General features: G+C 52.3%; 13 protein-coding genes. 5 read left to right on the forward strand and 8 right to left on the reverse strand.

The features are described from left to right. Positions 1-134 precede the first annotated feature (134 nt). Positions 135-2258, forward strand: a complete 2124-nt coding sequence (locus K3T83_RS38795; protein ID WP_220208501.1) for a serine/threonine-protein kinase — start codon at positions 135-137, stop codon at positions 2256-2258. 60 nt (positions 2259-2318) lie between these two features. Here the strand turns inward: K3T83_RS38795 and K3T83_RS38800 are convergent, their stop codons facing one another. The 3 genes from K3T83_RS38800 to K3T83_RS38810 form a co-directional block, all read right to left on the reverse strand. Then, positions 2319-2960 carry a DUF4126 domain-containing protein gene (locus tag K3T83_RS38800; RefSeq protein ID WP_220208502.1) on the reverse strand — a complete coding sequence of 214 codons (642 nt, stop codon included), beginning with the start codon at positions 2958-2960 and terminating at the stop codon, positions 2319-2321. A 73-nt stretch (positions 2961-3033) separates the two neighbouring features. Then, entirely contained in the window at positions 3034-3822 is a 789-nt protein-coding gene (locus tag K3T83_RS38805) for a class I SAM-dependent methyltransferase (protein WP_220208503.1), read from the reverse strand. A 289-nt stretch (positions 3823-4111) separates the two neighbouring features. After that, on the reverse strand, positions 4112-4429 hold the full coding sequence (locus tag K3T83_RS38810; protein WP_220208504.1) for a DUF3303 domain-containing protein: 318 nt from the start codon (positions 4427-4429) through the stop codon (positions 4112-4114). Positions 4430-4621: 192 nt separating this feature from the next. Here K3T83_RS38810 and K3T83_RS38815 point away from each other — a divergent pair, with 192 nt between their 5' ends. Then, the gene (locus K3T83_RS38815; RefSeq protein ID WP_220208505.1) at positions 4622-5275 is read left to right on the forward strand and encodes a metallopeptidase family protein; all 654 of its coding nucleotides are present in this window, start codon (positions 4622-4624) and stop codon (positions 5273-5275) included. A gap of 6 nt (positions 5276-5281) precedes the next feature. Here the strand turns inward: K3T83_RS38815 and K3T83_RS38820 are convergent, their stop codons facing one another. The 3 genes from K3T83_RS38820 to K3T83_RS38830 form a co-directional block, all read right to left on the reverse strand. Then, positions 5282-5716 carry an HNH endonuclease gene (locus tag K3T83_RS38820; RefSeq protein WP_220208506.1) on the reverse strand — a complete coding sequence of 145 codons (435 nt, stop codon included), beginning with the start codon at positions 5714-5716 and terminating at the stop codon, positions 5282-5284. Between the two features lie 131 nt (positions 5717-5847). Then, complete coding sequence (locus tag K3T83_RS38825; RefSeq protein WP_220208507.1) at positions 5848-7386, reverse strand: ammonium transporter; 1539 nt, start codon at positions 7384-7386, stop codon at positions 5848-5850. A gap of 468 nt (positions 7387-7854) precedes the next feature. Continuing rightward, entirely contained in the window at positions 7855-8580 is a 726-nt protein-coding gene (locus tag K3T83_RS38830; protein WP_220208508.1) for a hypothetical protein, read from the reverse strand. Between the two features lie 343 nt (positions 8581-8923). On the opposite strand from K3T83_RS38830, the gene K3T83_RS38835 reads away from it, so the two are divergent. Then, positions 8924-10255: a TolB-like translocation protein gene (locus K3T83_RS38835; RefSeq protein ID WP_220208509.1), complete on the forward strand. Its 1332-nt coding sequence runs from the start codon at positions 8924-8926 to the stop codon at positions 10253-10255. A gap of 58 nt (positions 10256-10313) precedes the next feature. Here the strand turns inward: K3T83_RS38835 and K3T83_RS38840 are convergent, their stop codons facing one another. Further along, positions 10314-11432: a DUF3592 domain-containing protein gene (locus tag K3T83_RS38840; protein ID WP_220208510.1), complete on the reverse strand. Its 1119-nt coding sequence runs from the start codon at positions 11430-11432 to the stop codon at positions 10314-10316. 380 nt (positions 11433-11812) lie between these two features. On the opposite strand from K3T83_RS38840, the gene K3T83_RS38845 reads away from it, so the two are divergent. Both K3T83_RS38845 and K3T83_RS38850 read left to right on the forward strand, forming a co-directional pair. Continuing rightward, positions 11813-12796: a hypothetical protein gene (locus K3T83_RS38845; protein ID WP_220208511.1), complete on the forward strand. Its 984-nt coding sequence runs from the start codon at positions 11813-11815 to the stop codon at positions 12794-12796. A gap of 173 nt (positions 12797-12969) precedes the next feature. Beyond that, positions 12970-13698, forward strand: a complete 729-nt coding sequence (locus tag K3T83_RS38850; RefSeq protein WP_220208512.1) for a hypothetical protein — start codon at positions 12970-12972, stop codon at positions 13696-13698. A 154-nt stretch (positions 13699-13852) separates the two neighbouring features. On the opposite strand, the gene K3T83_RS38855 is transcribed toward K3T83_RS38850, so the two are convergent. Further along, a complete protein-coding gene (locus K3T83_RS38855) occupies positions 13853-15034 on the reverse strand; it encodes an ATP-grasp domain-containing protein (protein ID WP_220208513.1) in 1182 nt (393 codons plus the stop codon). Positions 15035-15039 lie beyond the last annotated feature (5 nt).

Genomic DNA, 15039 nt, shown 5'->3' on the forward strand with positions numbered 1-15039 from the left:
AACTTAGGGAACATCGCCATAAATTGTTAATATCTATCATAGCATGTATCTCGACATTTCCGCTGCCCTCTCTTGACTTCTTCCTCTCATTTCTGTAGAGTATAGGAAAATGAGGTGTCAGGAGATCAAAAGGCATGGCATCACCCACGAGTCGAGTAGGGCAACAATTCGGCAATTACCGCCTGGAGCGCCTGCTGGGGCGTGGTGGCTTTGCCGAGGTCTATCTGGGACGCCATCAGCGCCTTGCACGAGAAGCCGCGATCAAAGTGCTGCATACCTATCTCTCTGACAGAGAGGTCGAAGAATTTCAGCGGGAAGCGCAGATCATCGCAGCGCTCGACCATCCCCACATTGTACGCATCCTCGACTTTGACGTACAACAGGGTGTACCTTTCCTGGTTATGGATTATCTGCCCAACGGCACCTTGCGCCAGCGCCATCCCAAGGGAGAGCGCGTCCCCTTGCCCACCGTCGTCTCCTATGTTGCCCAGGTCGCCTCAGCGCTGCAATACGCCCATGAGCAGCGCCTCATCCACCGCGATATCAAACCGGAAAACATGTTAGTGGGACGGCGCAACGAGATCGTGCTGAGTGATTTCGGCATCGCCGCCATTGCTCACAGCACCTCCTCCATGACTGAGCAGGTGTCAGCAGGAACGGCCCCCTACATGGCCCCGGAGCAGATTCAGGCGCAGGCGCGAGCTGCCAGCGATCAATATGCTCTCGCTATCGTCGCCTATGAATGGCTCGGTGGAGAGCGTCCCTTTGAAGGCACCTCCATTGAGATTTTTGCCAAGCACCTGATGATCCCACCTCCCTCCTTACGCCAGAAGGCTCCCTCGCTTCCAGTCGAGGTGGAACAGGTAATTCTCACCGCTCTGGAGAAAGATCCTGGTCAGCGTTTTCGGCAGATTCAGGCGTTCGCCAGAGCATTGACAGATGCCAGCCAGAGGGGACAGCAACCCAACCATGTTCTTTTGCAGGCTTCACCCTCTCTTCCCGTTGCAGCTCCATTGCCGCCATCAGCGTCAAATACTCCTGTAGCACCCCCATCGCAAAAGACAGTAGCAGAGCAACCATTGCCACCTGCTGCCCCTGCCTCTCACGCCTCCGTCACTACGCCACAGACCGCCATCACAGCTTCAACTGATTTCTTACCGCCTCCCGCAAAAACGCCTGCGCGCCAGCTTTCCCGGCGAACCGTCCTCATCGGTCTTGGTGTAGGAACAGGAGGGCTAGCCGGTGCGGGTGTACTGTGGTGGATGAATAGACCCCGCAGTTCGGATACGACAGGCACAGCCAGTACGCCAGCACAACCCGCGCCACTCTATACGTATGGTGGGCATACTATAGACAGTATCAATATAGTAGCATGGTCCCCGGATGGTAAGCGCATCGCTTCAGGTGCCCCTGATTCCGATGACACCGTTCAGGTCTGGGATGCCTCCAACGGTGCCCATCCCTTCATCTATCATGGACATACTGGAGCAATCATTACAGTAGCATGGTCCCCAGACAGCAAGCGCATCGCCTCTGGCGGTGGTTTGTCTGATAGGACCGTCCACGTCTGGGATGCCGCCAATGCCGCTCATCCCTTCATCTATCGTGGACATGTTCAACAAATCAATGCGGTGGCATGGTCGCCTGATGGACAACACATCGCTTCGGCTGCTGGCACCGCTCTTGACAAACCTCCCGATAAGACCGTCCACGTCTGGGATGCCGCCAATGGTGGTCACGTCTTCACTTATCAGGGGCATACGAGCTATGTCAATACAGTAGCATGGTCCCCGGACGGTAAGCGCATCGCTTCAGGGGGTAGTGATAGCACCGTCCACGTCTGGGATGCCGCCAACGGTGGTCACGTCTTCATTTATCATGAACATACGAGCCATGTGATAAAAGTGGCGTGGTCCCCAGACGGTAAGCGCATCGCCTCGGCCAGTTGGGATAACACCATCCAGGTCTGGAACGCCGCCAATGGAGGCATTGTCCTCGTCTATACCAGACATACGGGCTATATCAACGCGATGGCATGGTCCCCTGATGGGAAATACATCGCATCTGGAGGCGACGATAATACAATTCATATCTGGAATGCCACCACTGGAACTCCTGTCCTCAGCTATCAGGGACATACTAGAAGAGTTCAGGGAATAGCGTGGTCGCCGGATAGCAAGCGCATCGTCTCGTGCGGCGATGATAAATGGGTGAAGGTGTGGGACGTATTTGGTGTGCTCCCAAATAGGGCAGGATGACGAATTTTTGTTGTTGGTTCATACAAATCGAATTCTCTTCTCTCTGGTCAGGTCTCATTCCTATAAAAGGGAGCGAGATCTATTTAATCGCTGTCGCCACAGAAACAGCACTGGCCGACCAAAGACCAGGAGGAACAGCGCGATCAAAACGAGCATAACAACGGGAATGAACAGAGAGAGAAGAATAGCAAGCACCACGAGGATATCTTCGCTCAGGCTCAGCACCATATTGAGCAGCCCGGCGGTGGTTATTGTAGAGACGAAGCGGGTTGCCGCTTTGGCCGCGTGACTCATAGCCGCCAGTATTCCTCCAAGCACAGCGATAATCAGCACGCCATAGCCCACAACCTGCACGTCAGCAAAGATAGAGCCGATCTGATGATAGGTGCTGACCGCGCTCATATGGATGGGGATGGTCACTGATCCGCTACTGGCAGCAGCAACCAGCGCACCAGCCAGAGGGCGTACAACAGTATGAGTCGCATCCCAGGCATGATCGACGCCGGGAATCTTATCCACGAGAAAATCGGCCAGAGTGAGGACAAGCAACGCAACGATGCACCAATCACTGGTGAGAAAGGCGAAAGACGCATTCACATGATACCAGTGCAGCCAGCGAGCGGCAACGGCAAAAGACAACAGCGGCAAATAGGCATTCAAGCCAGAGGCGAAGCCAAGACCAAGAGGCGTACCCAGCTCCATCGTATTCTCTCCGTGTCGATAGAGTAACATTTGTATATAATACGCCTCTTAGCCATTGCGAGGAGACAGTGGCCTATGCGTCATGCGGTGCGGGATAGCCCCAGACGACGCCTCCGGTTACTTGCAGCGGTATCTCTCCAGTCGGGTATGATTGCAGGAGCAGCTTCTTCGCCTCACGATCAAATTCGTCGGCGCGTTCCTGTCCCATCCGTTCGCGCGAGAAGCCGGAGCGCGAATGATACGATTCGATATAATCGTCAAGCGACTGGACAAGTGAAACGGGTGCCGTCCTGCGCTCGCCCACCTTACGAAACAGTCCGTGCCGCTCTAACTCTTCGAGCATATTATACTTGTAATCTTTGCTGTCTGTGCGGTAGCTTCTGAGTACGTCACTGAGCGACGACCAGGGATCAGGCTGAGCATCAACACTGACTACGGCGAGATAACCACCCGGCACGAGCAGTTCGCGGAAGCGCGGCATTACCACGTTCCAATCCATCCAATGCAGGCTCGCACCAGCCGTCACCAACGCATAGGGAGGATCGAGCGCAATATCCTCAACGCGACCATAGAGCCAGTGCAGGCCCGGATGCTGCCCGTTGGGCAGTTGCTTGCCCTGCTCGATCATGGCCTGCGAAAAATCGACCGCATCCACGCGCTCAACCAGTTCGACCAGGTGGCGTGCGACGTTGCCGGTTCCACTGCCGACATCGAGAACATGCTGCGACTCGCCCCGCATCAATTCCACCAGGATAGTAAAGGTTTCGGCAGGATAGGTCGGGCGCAAGTGATAACTTTTCGCAACACTCTGCTCTTTAAAAGCCTCTGCATTATGAACAGTAAAATACTCTGGTTTTTGCATTATTCGCGCTTTCTTCCCTGCATTAATGCTTCTGTATAATTGGAGCATCAGGCAAATGGAGCGTCAGCCGAAGATGGCAGGGGCGATGGCTTGTCCGCACGGGCGAGGACAAGCCATCGCCCCTGCCATCTTCGGAGGCCGTTCACCACTCCAATTGTAAGTGGTCACAATTCACAACACTGATCATAACACAGCCTCAACAGAAGCGCCAATGGAGAAGGCTGTACTATATAAAGAAGGGTACGAGTCCGCTCAACCCGTACCCTTTTGCAGCCCTCCACCAGAAACGCTAGGAGCGCGAAGAGGAACCTACAGGAACTTTCTGGCTTTCCTGTCGTATATGTTGTATTTCCTGATCGTAATTGAGCGGATAGACGGCACGCACATCAAAGCTCATCAGGTCCATATAAGGCTGAAGAAACGCCGTCAGTTCTTGCGGCGAATCGTACTCCACCATCAGGAAGCCGGAGCCGCCGCCCGCCAGATTATACCAGCCACGAATGCGCTCGGGATGATTGGCACCAGCTTCGTGCTGCTGGAAGACTCGTTTCGTCACATCCTCGCGAGTCGTGTTCGGAAACCAGGTAAAGGCACAATACCAGAGCATGTTCAATCCTCCTATCTCGTCACTTCAAATGCTGTTCTTCCATATTGTCAAAGCTTATCTCTCCGTGACACGCTCTCAATGATCTATTCGTGACACTACCCTTGCTCATGGGTTGAGCAATAAGCACGCATAAAAACATGCTATAATAGAGCATCCACTCCGTCACTAGCAACTGGCTGGGAGCTAACCGGTGTGACAGGCGAACAGATGCATGAAGAACAGGATATCATCGAGGAACACACAGAAGAAGTGCAAAAGCACCAGGGGTCTCCCCTCCTTGCATTGCTCAGCTTTTCCCTGGCCGTTCTACTTTTGCTCTATTTCTTCTCTCCCCAACTCGACAGTCTGGTCAAGATGCTGTTACTGTGCGGCGCGCTGGTTTTCGGCATGCTGGGCGTTCTTTTGCGCGAGAAACGTATCTTCGGCACGTCCGATCAAGCGCCAGAGAGCGAACTGGATGATGACCAGACTCTTGCGCTGACCGACTTCGAGCAGTTAGTGCGGGAAGCGCTCGACTCTATTCCCGCCGAGTTTCATGAGCAGATGGAGAATCTGATCGTCCAGGTTGAAAACGAACCTGATACTGCTCTCAAAGAAAAACTATATGAAAACGACACGGCAGAACATAGCTATTTGCTGGGATTGTATCAGGGCATTCCGCTCACCCAGCAGAGCTACGGTCAGGTACAACTCCCTGAGCGCATCACCATTTACCAACACAATATTGAGCGTTATTGTCAGGGCGACCCCGAACGCATCCGCGAGCAGGTGCGCAGCACCGTCCTGCATGAGGTCGCGCATCATTTCGGGATGGATCACCACGACATGCCTATCTGGGTGCGCTGAAAAGCTCTAGCCACTGCGATATTTCTGTTCAGGATAATCATCAGCGCGCTCCAACTCGGCCAGCAGACGCCGCCGAGCATATCGTTTGCGTGTGCCGCTGCTACAGCTATAGCAAGAGGGAACGCAATTTTCAGGTGTGGTGCCGCCACGAGGCAACGGAATAATATGGCTCATAACCTCAAAGGGCTTTTCCTGACAATAGGCGCATTGCCATTCAAAACGTTCTAAAATCTGCACCCAATCAACCACCGTCAGGGTCGCGTCAGCTGCCAGGGTCCGCGCGCGCTTCAATTGCGCCTTGACGCGATCAATCTCTTTCATGATAATCAGGTAGTTCTCTTCTGTTCCCGCGAGCTGTCGGATCATTTCCACTCGAAAATATCGGTGTTCGAGCGTCCACTGAGCGACATGAAATAAAACCTGCCTATCTTCTGGTGTCACGATTCCACTACTCTCATAACGAGAGAAGGTCCATCAGGACATCTCGTAGCGCCTCTGAACCGCTTTGAGAAGCTCTGATGGACCATTCTCCTATCCGTCATACACTGTTTGTTTGCTATCCGGCGCTATCCCTAATCTCCAGCGGCTGCGCTTTCTGCACTCTCTACAACTGTTTCATGCCCATCTAGCGAGACAAGCCCGGCATCGCCAACTGCCAGAGCATATTCTGGATACGCGCTGGCTCCATGCTCGTGCAGATCCAGTCCCTCAAGCTCGCCCTCTTTCGAGACGCGCAGCACACCAGCATATTTAAGAGCAAACATCAAAATCAGCGAGACAGCCAGGGTTGCCGCAACCGTCGAAGCTGAGCCAGCCAGTTGCTTCAAGAGCTGAGTGACGCCACCGCCATAGAAGAGACCGGTCACAACACTGCTCGTATCAGCACCGGTTGGGGTTGGCGCACCATATGCACCAGATGCGAACAGGCCCAGCGAGAGCGTTCCCCAGATACCGGCGACGAGGTGAACCGGAACCGCACCAATCGGATCATCGATGCGCAGATATTCCAACACATCTGCTGCCCAGATAACGACCAGGCCACCAACGATACCAATAAAGAACGCGCCAATCGGATCAACCCAGTAGCAAGGGCACGTGATGGCGACCAGACCACCTAAGAAGCCGTTGACCGTGAGGCCCAGATCCCACTTTTTCGTGCGAGCGTAGCCATAGAACAGAGCGGCCAGACCAGCCGAGCAAGCCGCCAGCGTGGTGTTGAACGAGACGCGACCAATACCCAGGGTATCCAGTGCGGAAAGCGTGCTACCAGGATTGAAGCCATACCAGCCAAACCACAGGATCAGACCACCAACAGCACCGATCACCAGATCGTGAGCGGGAGGAGGACCGCCGCCATCGCGCTTGAAGATTCGGCCCAGGCGAGGACCGAGTGCCAGCGCACCCGCCAGCGAGATCGCGCCGCCGATGCTATGTACAACCGTCGAACCTGCAAAATCATGGAAGCCCAGAGCGGCCAACCAGCCGTCCGGTCCCCAGCTCCAGTGGCCGATGATCGGATAAATGAAGCCAGTCACGCCGATACTGTAAAGGATGTCGCCCCAGAAGCCACAGCGCCCAATCATGGCACCAGACGTAATGGTCGAGGCGGTATCAGCGAAGGCATACTGGAAGAGCCAGAAGGCTAGCAGTGGAACGCCAGTACCTAAATATGTCGAGGGAAGGCCCATCAGGAAGAAGCCCTGCGTGCCGATAAACGGGGTGCCGGGTTCAAACATGAAGGCGAAGCCCCAGGCCCAGAACAGAATGCCGCAAATGCAGGTATCGGCAATACCCTCAACCAGAATGTTGACTGACTCGCGCGAACGTGCGAAGCCAGCTTCCAGCATCACAAATCCAACCTGCATACAAAATACGAGAAACGCCGCAATCAGGGTCCAGACCGTATTAATGGCGTTGATCTGCGGCATTTCAGCCGGAGTTGCCTTTGTGCCCGCATGTACTACTGTCGGGAGGATCACCCACATAATCGTGAGGACAAGCGCCAGTCCTAATAACTTCCCTCCCATGAAGAAGGCGACATTGCGCCGAATCAATGGATCGCGCATATTTGTGCGTATACGATCCCATGCGGCGCTAAGGAGCTTTAACATTAAGCAAATCCTTTCCAATGAAATATAAATCAGAACGGGTCTTTTTTGTTCGCAGGCGGATGAATAGCATAAACATGCTCAACAACGAGCAAGCGGAGGCGGCCGTGAAACGATCCATCCGATCACGATCAAGGAGGAATCTTCATTGATGCATTTCACTTATTTCTCTCTTGATGAAAAGTATAAAGCGTTATCTGGTATCATAGTAGGGGTAATCTATCACAATTTGCTTGCTTTTTTTTGTATGTTTTCACCAAAATTTATGGTTATCTTGAGCGCTTTTTGAGGAAAAATGTTTCTAATTGAGTCCTTTTTTACTCAAAAAATACTAAAATGCTCTTATTCTGTAGATTCTGTGGGCTATCTATTCGTTAAAACTGCATAAGGAAGTTCGTAGTTTCCCGATTTATCGGGAGGGGTGCCACTTTCCCCGCAGGCTGGCTGCACCTCTCCCGATAAATCGGGAAACTACGAAGCTTTTGAGCAGCTTACTGGCACTACCATCTTTCCCTCGCTGGTGGTAAATTCGATGCTGCCCTGGTAGGGACAGGAGTTCGTAATAAAGATCGATATTTGCTGTTGTTGGTAGGCCCAGAGTGAGCCACTGGTCGGGGTGATCGTGGCAGTGAGCGTCCGGCTGGCAGCGCTCCACGTCATCCTTCCAGGGGCAAGTCGCGAGGCGACGAGCACTGCTGTACAACGATAGCCGTTCGCGAACTGGCAATCTGAGCGAGCCGACAGTTGACCGGGCATCACCGCCATATGCGCCACAGCCGCCACACCTGCTGATGTGGTTGGCGTTGGATGGAGCGTTGGCGTCGCAGCAGGTGTGGACTGCGTTTGTTGTGATGTTTGCAAAAACGGAAAGCTGTGCCCTCTGGCGGAGGTAAAGGTGTACAACTCCATGAGCAAAAAACCCAGCAGCACAACGGCAACGGCGATCCCAGCAGCGCCTGCGATCCACCAGGGGAAATGTCTGCGCCTGCTCTTGCGTAGCGTTGTAGGAGCAGGAGAGAGGCCGGGGGCATGAGCAACCGTATCCTGTATATGGATATCGGGAGCGACCGGTTCCTGTGCTGGCAAGAGCACCTTTGGAGCCTCCGCGACAACCCCATTGGGCTGCACAGCCTTCGGGATCTGCTCTGTTTGTGCATTTTGCACATCATCCGAATATCCATTGTTGCCCTGTTCCATGCTAGTCTTCCTCCTGAACTCATGACAATGATTTACGGCAGCAACCTCTGTTGTAGTCAAGCGATTTATCGCGGGGAGTTTGTTGTACGATTCCTCCCGCGATAAATCGCTTGACTACAACAAGAGAGATTTTGTCAATAATCACCGTCAGGCACGCTATTACATATGTAATACGGCGCGCATTGAAGAATGGAAACAGTTGGTCCGCTCAGGAGGAAAACGCCCGTCTCTTCTGCATTTGCTGCAACTTTTCGGTGCGACCGAACGACTATATACATAGGAACGAGCGAGTATCTATCGCCACCACACGCACAAGAAAACATCCCCCGGGAAGGAACGACTTATGGACACAAGACAAAGGAAGTCCTCTCTCTTGCTCTGCTGCTTGCTACCTCTGTTGCTTCTGGCCGCCTGCGGCTCTACAGGTCAGGCCAGCACATCCGCAGCATCAACGCCATCGCCCACGATAGCTCAAACAACTCCGACGCCATCAGCTACCGAGGCCACGGGTTGCCCGACGAATGATCAGGGTCGCCCGGCATCGATGCCGGGCCTGGCTTTTTTCGCGCCCGGCAAGCCCCAGGCCGTCTATTTCACCAATTCAGGCTCTCCACAAGCGCCGACAAGCGCCACTCTGAAGCGCTACAATGTCCAGACAAAAGCGACCGAAACGATTATTAGCCTGCCCGCAACCTGGATCTATGATGCCCAACTCTCAAGGGATGGACTCTGGATTCTGCTTAATGCGAGCGTGCAGAATCGTTCCGCGCTGCAACTGGTACGCATCGACGGTCAGCATCTCCAGACGCTCTATTGCACTCCGGCAGGCGCAAACGTGCAGAGTCTCCCTTTTGCTGGCACAACCTCGACCCAGTGGTCGCCCGATCAGCAATACATCACGTTTGTTAGCGGTCTGGATCAGGGAACGCCGTCTGTTTTCCTCCTCACACTCAAAAGCGGCAGGCTCGATACACTGCTGCAAGGCAGCTCCTCAAGCGAGGTCGCCTATCTGCCGCGCACCTGGCAGGACGATACACATATTATCCTCACCAGCATGCATCCCCATAGTGATGCGCCGCCAGCCGACCTCTACCTGCTTGATATCAAAAATGGCACAGAGCAATCAGAGCAGAAATTGCAGCGCATTCTCACGACCAACGAGCTATGCTGGGACTTTGATAGCAGTTCTGACGCCAGCCAGTTGTTCGTCAACCACTGTCAGCAACAGGGCAGCGCTCCCGGCTCCGGGCGCATCGATCTGTTCTCTCCCATCGGCAGCAATCATCCGAAAACGATTTTCAGTAGCACACAGCTCGCCATTTCGCATATACGCACTATCACGTATGGAAAGACGGACGCCCTGCTCTTTTCAGCCTACAATACCATCGTTGGAGTCAGCACGGAGCATAGCCAGGACGGTTTGTGGCTCGTACGCACGGATGGGAGCCAGTTGCGCCGCCTCACTTCCTATCCCTACATCAACCTGAACGCCTTTGGGCAATATCCCTGGTCCAACGTATCGCGCGATGGGCAATACTACGCGGTCGCGCCCAATAGCAGTCCCGCCGGGCGCAGCGTCATGGTCGGCTCGCTCAATGGCGGTCCCCTGACGCAAGTTGCCATTCAGAGCAGCGATATTGCAGAGGTCTTTCTCGTAGGGTGGACCGCGATGTAGGAAAAAAGAAAAGATGCATATAACAGGCGCTATATGCATCTTTTTTGTTATTCAGGGGTTAGAACTGATAATCGGTATGGATGCGACCATCTTCACTCAGAAGCAAGAAGACTGTGCCGGTTCCCGCAACCTCGCCACCGCCAGCGGGGACCATCTCCCAATCCAGCTTGATGGCTCCATGATGTTCCTTCACCTCGCCAGCGCGTCTGAAGATGTAGCCTCCGGTTTTCACAAACTGCTTATGGGCGCCGGTGACTCTCTCTTCGAGTTCATCGTAGCCGCGATACTCGCGCGAAGAAAGCAATTGCACGCCAGCTTCCACCCAAAGCTGCTCGATCAATTCGCGCCGGGTCTCGTCATCTTCTTCGTTCCAGAGCGCCATGTAGCGCTCCACAATTTCGTTACTGCTCATCATGTCCTCTCTTTCAGCAGGAGCTATTTCTTCCGCAGGAGGCGTCCAGAGCATGTTGTTGGTTTGCAGAAACGACGAAGCACGCGTAGCCTCGTCGATCTGTGACTCTCCACTGCTCAACACCTCGCTTACACCCTCGAATATACTCCCTAAAGATGGTAAAACTGACCCTGATTGAGATGACCCTGAAACAGATGCGAGAAATTGCTCCTCTTCGGAGATGGGCCGCCAGCCTTTGAACATCATTATCACGCCAGCTACGCCGAAGAACAGGCCAAAGGCCAGAAAAGCGCCGACTATAATCCAGTTGCCCACTCCCACGGAATGATCCAGCACCGCCTCCGAAGGGCTGGCAGGATTATACCAGCACGGATAAGTGCCGTTCAGTTGGAAACGATCAAGGATAGCTTGCTCCCCGCCGCGACTCGACGAAGACATTTCAGAATATTGATAGTTGTATCCAGTATAGACGCGACCATTGGCGGCATGCACCTGATACGTAAAGGACGGCCTGTATACAGTTGTTGTAGAGCTTCGACCCTTGTTGTCGGTCTGGGTACTTAGCTCGCTCTCCATATGCTTTTCAGTAATAGTACATTGTCCCTGCACGTATTTCTGCAACTGGAAAAAGCCGCTGGTCAGGAAGAGAATGCCAGAAATCAATGTAAACAGCAGGCCAAAGCCAAAAAAGGCCGCACCTATCCACGAAAGAATAGTGAAACGTCTACCTTGAAAAAATCCCGTGCTCCAAAAAATCCTCAACATGTTTTTTTCTCTTTATATATCTATTCGTTATTGATTCACCATATTCTACGTAGCGACAATCCCTTGCGGTTGTCGCGGGAATTGCCTATTATTCTGAGCCGACCGCGACAACCGCAAGGGATTGTCGCTACGTGAGATGGGATAATTTTTGCAATACACTGTTTCATAACAATCAATATAGCCACATTATAACCAACCATCGTTACAGAAACGTTACCTGCTGCTCGCTCTTATTTCTCTGAGAGCAGCATCCTGGAAGGAAATCTTGTCCCTCCATCTCTCTTTTTTCGCCTTCTCCCAGGGCTATACTTTATCTGTTCATCCCTAGTTGTTTCCAGCCCGGCCTCCACACTCTGATTGCGAGCAGAAAGGAGTTGCTCATGTCTCCTCATCGTATTGAGGGCAATAGATCAGCAAGTCGTCGTGGGGATGAACGAAGCCCATCTCCAAACGGCAACTTTGAGAATGACGGAAGGCGGCCCAACACTCCCCCCGAACAACCCCAAAGCACCTTCGAGCCTCTGCGTCCTAACCAAAGACGAGACACCCCTCCAAATCACCCCTTCGATGCTACTTTCCTTAACGGTGAGTTAGGGCAAAACGGTGAGCTAAGACAAGGCACACCTCCAAATCACCCCTTCGATGCTACTTTCCTTAACGGTGAACTGGGGCAAGTTAACGGTGATGTTACGTTCTCTCACGATGCTCAGCAGGATGTTAGTCCTGGAGGTGTTGCTCAAGGACAGGAACGTTTAACGCAACGGAGGTCTTTTGATGATGGGATCTTATCTAATATAGAGTATTATGGACAGGTTCAAGGGCGGGAACGTTTAGTGCAACAGTGGTATTTTGATGATGAGGGGAGTGTAGAACGCATAATTGTGTTTAATAATCAGCTTCCCGGACCACCAGCTGCACACGAGTGGATTTTTCATGCTTATGAAGAGTTCCCAAATATACAGCTTCATGATAATGCTAACAATACATCGTATGATTATCGTACGGATAATCATGAGCGTGTTTATCAACTACACCAACTGGTTTTTAACGGAAACTTCGAGGCTTTAATAAGGCAATACTATCCACATATTCTCGCAGATGAGCAAGACGAATCCAATCGAGATCAGATAACGACGCAACTCCATTCACTGATAAGACTTGCTGTATTGCGGCAACATGAGCAAGGGGTTTTTGAGGGTCTGATTCGTGAGCATCCGATTTTTGAGCATTTATTGGAATATCGTGTTTATCAGGTTGATGAACAGTTGTTTCGTATCACTTCTCGTAATCGTTTTGGGATAGTATTGCGGTCGCATGCTTTTAGGCATAATGGGGATGAAGTAGAGCCGGGGGATGTTTCTTGAGCATCCTGTGCAATAGATCATGCCTTTTAGGGGGAGAGAGCAATGATGGCGACGCTGATACGCGATTTTTCCCTCCATCTCCCCTCTTTCGCCTTCTCTCAAAGGCTATACTTTCCCTGGTCGTTTCCGGCCTGACTACATCCGCTCTGATTGCGAACAGAAAGGATTTGCTTATGTCTTCTCGTCGTAGCAATGGACATCGTGGGGATGAACGACGAACTAACCGTCCGAACGACCACGTTGAGGGCCACAATCCTCCTCCTCCCGAAACACCCCAATATCTCTTCGATGCCACTTTCCTTAACGGTGGACCAGGGCAAGTTAACGGTGAGCTAAGACAAGTTAACGGCGAGCCAAGACAAGGCACTTCTCCAAATCACCCCTTCGATGCTACTTTCCTTAACGGTGAACTGAGGCAAGTTAACGGTGAGCATAGGGTCCGCCTGGACGCTGGCGAAAGATTGGCTACCACTTTAACATCTGAGTATCCATCTAGTTTTTCTATTGATCATGCTAATAGGAGTGTGCATATACGCATTCATGATGAGCAGGGACGGGTGTTGTATAGCCGTACACTTAGCAATGATGAGATATTACCAAATGAACGTTTTACTATTTTTGATAGTGATCGATCGCGTTATAATGTTATAGAGTATTATGGAGCTAATAATACTCATTTCTCTCAATTACATCAAACTATTTATGCAGGCGATATTGATACTATAATGAGGAATTACGATCAAGTCATGAACGGAGAGCTTAATGACGAGGCACGTGGGAGACAGCTTAACAGCTATTTATTAGAGCGCCATGTTTATAGGATTAGTATCAATTCGTTTCGTGTCACTTCTTATGATAGTGATGGGAATGAGGAGGAGCATATTTATCGTCTTGGTAGGTGATGCATTGCAATGGAATGTTTCTTGAGCATTCTGTGCAACATATCATGCCTTCCAGGGAGAGATAGCACTGACGGCGACGTTGATCGAGCCGGTGGTTGCTACTGTGTTTATTGGGCGTTGATAAGGGCGACGTTTGGCTTCGGCGAGGCGGTTATCAGCATGCCACTTTGGACGAACCGTTCCATTCTATATCGTATGTGGCAAACTCTAGAATGGAGATGCCACGCTTGCGGCTCTCATTCCAGTTATACCAGAACAGCAACGGTTGCAAGAGAAACGGCAACGGATCACTCCAATCAAACACGACATCGCACGCGTGCAGAAAGGCGCGCAACCATGCTCGCGCCTCTGCCCAGGAGCGCAGAGAGGGCAGGCCATAGACCAGCATGGCAATCGCAATCATCGCTCGATTGGTGAGCAGAGGCCGCAGCATTTGCTCGACAGGCTCGTCGGGGGCAAGCAAGGCGCGATGCAGCGGTTGGCCCTGCCGGAAGAGATGGAGGCCGCTGGTGGCGCGTGGATTGCACTCGATGGGATAGACCTTGCCATCAGGCGTGACGATCAAGTCGAAGGCGATCTGGCCCGAAAAGCGCTCATATTGCAGGAAGCGCGTAATCCAATCATCGATGGCGACATGCTCAACGGGCGCAAAATGAATACAACTGCCCAGACCGGCCCGATAATACACAGGATAGACAGCATGGGCAAGCAACTTTCCATCGGAAACGATACTATATGAACAGAACGCCTCTCCATCAATTCGCTGTTGTGCCACCCAGGGATACTCCTGCGTGATCGGCAATTGCTCAATCTGATCTGCCACAGTATCGGCGAAAACGACTTTCGAGGCAAAACGCGAAAAGACCGGTTTTAAAACAAAAGATTCTCCATGCTCTTGCAGGAATTGATGAAGATCAGCGTTTGAGGTGAAAAGGTACGTTTGGGGAACGAGGAGGCCGTAGCAAGCGGCGCTCTGGATGAACTCCCACTTGCTATGAAGACGCGCCAGTTGCTCAAATGGGGCGCACAGCACACGACAATAAGGGCGCAGGCGCTCCAAACCTTGCGCCACAAAGAAAACCTCTTCGCAAGTAGGGATCAGCACATCGATCTTTTCGCGCTGCACAATTGCGATCAGTGCATCAATAAACGCGTCGCCCTCCACATTCGGAGCAGGCACGCGGTAATGATTCGCCACACAGCGCGAATAGCGGCAGAGATGGACCGGCATGCTTTCGGCAACAATGATGCGATGCCCATGTCTTGCAAGGTGACGAGCCAACTCTAATGTGACAAACGCCCTTCCACCCGTCAACAGCACGTTTTGACGTTCCACACTCA

This window comes from Reticulibacter mediterranei, from assembly GCF_016587455.1.

Bases quoted from the DNA above. Each gene is read 5' to 3' on its own strand.
- K3T83_RS38795 (WP_220208501.1), top strand. From the start codon at position 135: ATGGCATCACCCACGAGTCGAGTAGGGCAACAATTCGGCAATTACCGC.
- K3T83_RS38800 (WP_220208502.1), bottom strand. From the start codon at position 2,960: ATGGAGCTGGGTACGCCTCTTGGTCTTGGCTTCGCCTCTGGCTTGAAT.
- K3T83_RS38805 (WP_220208503.1), bottom strand. From the start codon at position 3,822: ATGCAAAAACCAGAGTATTTTACTGTTCATAATGCAGAGGCTTTTAAA.
- K3T83_RS38810 (WP_220208504.1), bottom strand. From the start codon at position 4,429: ATGCTCTGGTATTGTGCCTTTACCTGGTTTCCGAACACGACTCGCGAG.
- K3T83_RS38825 (WP_220208507.1), bottom strand. From the start codon at position 7,386: ATGTTAAAGCTCCTTAGCGCCGCATGGGATCGTATACGCACAAATATG.
- K3T83_RS38830 (WP_220208508.1), bottom strand. From the start codon at position 8,580: ATGGAACAGGGCAACAATGGATATTCGGATGATGTGCAAAATGCACAA.
- K3T83_RS38835 (WP_220208509.1), top strand. From the start codon at position 8,924: ATGGACACAAGACAAAGGAAGTCCTCTCTCTTGCTCTGCTGCTTGCTA.
- K3T83_RS38840 (WP_220208510.1), bottom strand. From the start codon at position 11,432: ATGTTGAGGATTTTTTGGAGCACGGGATTTTTTCAAGGTAGACGTTTC.
- K3T83_RS38845 (WP_220208511.1), top strand. From the start codon at position 11,813: ATGTCTCCTCATCGTATTGAGGGCAATAGATCAGCAAGTCGTCGTGGG.
- K3T83_RS38850 (WP_220208512.1), top strand. From the start codon at position 12,970: ATGTCTTCTCGTCGTAGCAATGGACATCGTGGGGATGAACGACGAACT.